This window comes from Streptomyces sp. NPDC006458 (assembly GCF_040612135.1).
In the GTDB taxonomy this organism is placed as follows: domain Bacteria; phylum Actinomycetota; class Actinomycetes; order Streptomycetales; family Streptomycetaceae; genus Streptomyces.
The window spans coordinates 1-1058 of sequence record NZ_JBEXPR010000097.1 but is presented as its reverse complement, the minus strand read 5'-3'; the positions used below and the strand labels follow the sequence as shown (position 1 = coordinate 1058).

Genomic DNA, 1058 nt, shown 5'->3' with positions numbered 1-1058 from the left:
CCTAACGAGCTCGTGCACGGTAGGCGGTGAGGCGTCGAGCATCGCGGCGGGGCTCGGCATTCACATCGGTCGTGCTGATGTCAGGTCCGCGGTCTGCTGATGGGACAGCAGGCCGGCGACGGCCTGGACGGTGTCGCTGATGTGCTCGCGGCGGCCGAGGTGGCGGGCCAGGGCCCGCCAGTTCTTCAGGTGGGCGATGCCGTGTTCGACCCGGATGCGGCGTGAGGAATGTGCTTTGCGCTGTCGTTCGTGTATCTCCTCGTACCAGTCCGGGGCGTTCTTCTTGAACTTTCGGTGTGGTGGGGTGATCACCCGGCCGCCGGTCTGCGCGCCCAGGCCCTGGTAGCCGGCGTCGGCGAGGATCTCCACCGCGGGTCCGTCGGCCAGGAGCGTGACCAGCCCTGACTGGCGGGCGTGGGTGATGTCCGCACAGCTGCCGGGCCTGGTCGGGCTGCAGAACAGCACGCGGCCGTCCCCGTCCGTGAAGACCATGGTCTTGACCGCGTTCTGCTTGGTCTTGCCGGAGATGAACCTGTCCCGGTCCTTGCGCCCGGCTGCCGGGCGGCGGACCCGGATCTCGGTGCCGTCGATGATCCCGGTCTTCCCGTTGGCACCGAGGTGGTCGACGACCTCGGCCAGGGTCCGCAGCCGCACCCCCGGGCTGACGGTGCACCCGCGCTCGGCGAGTAAGGGCCGCACCTCTGCGATGGCCCGAGTGATGGTGGAGCGGTCGACACCGAACCAGCAGGCGAGCACGTCGTGCGTGGCCGCGTGCCGGAGGTGCACGAGCGTGGCCAGGAGCCGGTCGACGAACACCAGCCGGTGCTTCGCACCCGCGCCCACAGCACGCTTCCGCGGCCGGGACGCAAGCTTGGCCTGATGCCGTTCGTGCCACAACGGGCCTACCTCAGCGATGAGTTCAGCGATCACGTCGGCCGACAGGCCCGTGATCCTCCGGTCGTCGATGATCGCTGCACGAGATGCGTTCCCCACCACACGATCATGATCGACGATCAGAAGCTCGACGCCTCACCGCCTACCGTGCACGAGCTCGTTAG

At 68.6% G+C, this 1058-nt stretch carries 1 protein-coding gene; it reads right to left on the bottom strand.

What is annotated here, in order from left to right; all coding sequences use genetic code 11:
- Window positions 1-60: 60 nt before the first annotated feature.
- Complete coding sequence (locus ABZZ79_RS39715; RefSeq protein WP_356697564.1) at window positions 61-843, bottom strand: transposase family protein; 783 nt, start codon at window positions 841-843, stop codon at window positions 61-63.
- Window positions 844-1058 lie beyond the last annotated feature (215 nt).